The 2,486-nt window shown below is 60.6% G+C and carries 3 protein-coding genes; 2 read left to right on the top strand and 1 reads right to left on the bottom strand.

What is annotated here, in order from left to right; translation table 11 throughout:
* On the bottom strand, nt 1-131 hold a 131-nt coding region (locus tag RUW20_RS14265; RefSeq protein ID WP_313952898.1), incomplete at its 3' end, for a LysR family transcriptional regulator.
* A gap of 142 nt (nt 132-273) precedes the next feature.
* Here RUW20_RS14265 and RUW20_RS14260 point away from each other — a divergent pair.
* The gene (locus RUW20_RS14260) at nt 274-1,725 is read left to right on the top strand and encodes an MFS transporter (protein WP_313952896.1); all 1,452 of its coding nucleotides are present in this window, start codon (nt 274-276) and stop codon (nt 1,723-1,725) included.
* A 336-nt stretch (nt 1,726-2,061) separates the two neighbouring features.
* Nucleotides 2,062-2,486: MAPEG family protein (locus RUW20_RS14255; RefSeq protein ID WP_313952895.1), on the top strand; the 425-nt coding region annotated here is incomplete at its 3' end.

Raw genomic sequence — 2,486 nt, 5'->3', positions numbered from 1 at the left:
TCTCGCAATCGCGCCAGTGCCCGGCTCATCGCCGACGGGCTGAGCCGCAACCGTCGGGCAGCGCGCGCAACGCTGCCTTCGGCGAGCAACACATCAAGTGTGACCAGCAGGTTCAGATCGGGTGTCGCCATGCATTCCCCTTGGTACGGCCTCGTTGTGACATGGCGCCAAACGCACGAATAAAGTGCAAATGATGCGCCTTCCGCCATGCCAAGTGAAGGCGTATGTTTGTGACAGCTCCGATTCAGGGGTCGTCACGAAAGCGAGTTCACGATGAAGACCATCATTGCAGGACAAGATCAAGCGCTATTTCGAAGCGCGCAACCGGCACCTTCGGTGCGCTGGGCGCTGGCCAGCCTTTCGCTATCCGTGCTCCTGTCGTCACTCGGCACCAGCAGCGCCAATGTGGCTTTGCCAAACCTGGCAGAGGCATTCAATGCCTCCTTTCAGGAAGTCCAGTGGATCGTCCTCGCTTATCTTCTCGCCATCACCACCATGATCGTCAGCGTCGGACGGCTCGGTGATATTACCGGCCGCAAACGGCTGCTATTAGCCGGAATCTTCCTGTTTGTGGTGGCATCAAGCCTGTGCGGCGTCGCTCCCACGCTCTGGTTACTGATTGCTGCCCGTGCGCTACAGGGCCTGGGCGCAGCCATCATGATGGCACTGACCATGGCGTTTGTCGGTGAAACGGTTCCCAAGGCAAAGACCGGTAGCGTTATTGGGCTGCTCGGAACGATGTCCGCGATGGGTACCGCGCTCGGCCCGTCACTCGGTGGCATCCTGATCGCCGGACCCGGTTGGCGGGCAATCTTTTTGATCAACGTGCCGCTGGGCGTCCTGACTCTTCTTCTCGCACATCGCTATCTGCCGAGTGATCGAACAGCGCTGAAAACAAAGCGTCCCGCCTTCGACCATTTGGGCACGCTGCTGCTTGCATTGACACTCGCGGCATATGCGCTGGCCATGACCATCGGCAGCGCTGGTCCTGGCCCGTTCAACCTGGCTCTGCTGCTGGTGGTTGTCTTTGGCGTCGGTCTCTTCGTGCTTGCCGAGAGAAGGGCCGAGTCCCCGTTGATTCGATTGGCGATGTTCCGCAATCCGGTGCTGAGTTCGAGTCTCGCCACGAGCATGCTCGTGTCTACGGTGATGATGGCGACGCTGGTGGTCGGGCCGTTCTATCTTTCTCGTACCCTCGGGCTCGACGCCGCGCTTGTTGGACTTGTCTTGTCCGTCGGCCCGCTGGTTGCCGCGCTGACCGCCGTGCCAGCCGGGCGCATTGCCGACCGCTTTGGGCCACAACGCATGACCACCATCGGCCTCCTCGGAATGGCAGCGGGCGCCTTCACGCTGTCCATGCTGCCGACGATTTTCGGCGTCCCTGGCTACATCGCACCGATCGTCGTCATCACCTCCAGCTACGCGCTGTTCCAGACGGCCAACAACACCGCTGTCATGACGGATGTCAGCCCGGAGCAGCGCGGCGCCGTTTCCGGCATGCTCAACCTGTCACGCAATCTGGGACTGATCACCGGGGCGTCAGTCATGGGAGCGGTGTTCGCCCACGCATCGGCAGCGACCGACATCACTACGGCAGGCCCCGAAGCCGTTGCCCACGGTATGCGCACCACGTTCGCAGCCGCGGCGGCCATCCTCGCCGTCGCGCTCGCCATCGCGGCCGGAGGGTACCGCCGCACATTGCGCAATCAGAAACTTGCTCCGTAAGAGGCAAGTCGCCACCGATTCAACAAACGCAGGGCGTCGTAAATTGCAGGGAATTGGGCAGCTTGATGATCAGCAAGCTGCCAAAGCCGGTGCAAGCGTCATGTGGCAGAAAGCGGTCGGCGCGGTCACCACCCCGTATGGATCAGGATGCAGCCGATCAGTCGGTCTGCAGATCCTCGCCAGCCACAGCGATCCTCCTGGTGCCATGGAGGTGAGCGTGATTTCAAGTTGCAAATCACTCTAACCCCTTTGATACTGAAGGCCCGCGCTTCCGCCCGCTGCCATTGCGGCGGCCGATAAACGCCATCCGTTAAACGTCACACTTTGGATCGCCCGATGCACCTCGACAAGACACAACTTGGCGTTGCCAAGGGAATGGCTTCAGCCTTGCTTGCTGCAATTTTGGTTTTCGTTGCCGCCCAAGCAGCAACACCCACCATCAGCGAAAGCGTCGACCTGTGGCCTCGTCTGAAGATTGCCACGCTGTCGTCGCTGCTACCGGCACTGGCGCTGCTCTTCTGTATTGCCCGATTGGCCAGGCATCGCTTCTTTACTCCAGACGACATTAATGGCAGCGCCCAGACATCGGGCACACAAAGAGCCCAGATTTTGCAGTCCTTGCTGCAAAACACCCTTGAGCAGGGCAGTCTTGCGTTGCCGGTCTATGCTGCGGTGTCACTCCTTGCTCCCGCTCACTTGCTGGCGCTTGTTCCGGTCGCTGCGGCGATGTTCCTGGTTGGGCGCGTGCTTTTCTTCGTCGG

It is taken from the genome of Accumulibacter sp., assembly GCF_032229525.1.
Lineage (GTDB): Bacteria > Pseudomonadota > Gammaproteobacteria > Burkholderiales > Rhodocyclaceae > Accumulibacter.
The sequence above is the reverse complement of the archived record's forward strand: the minus strand, read 5'-3'. Positions and strand labels throughout refer to the sequence as shown.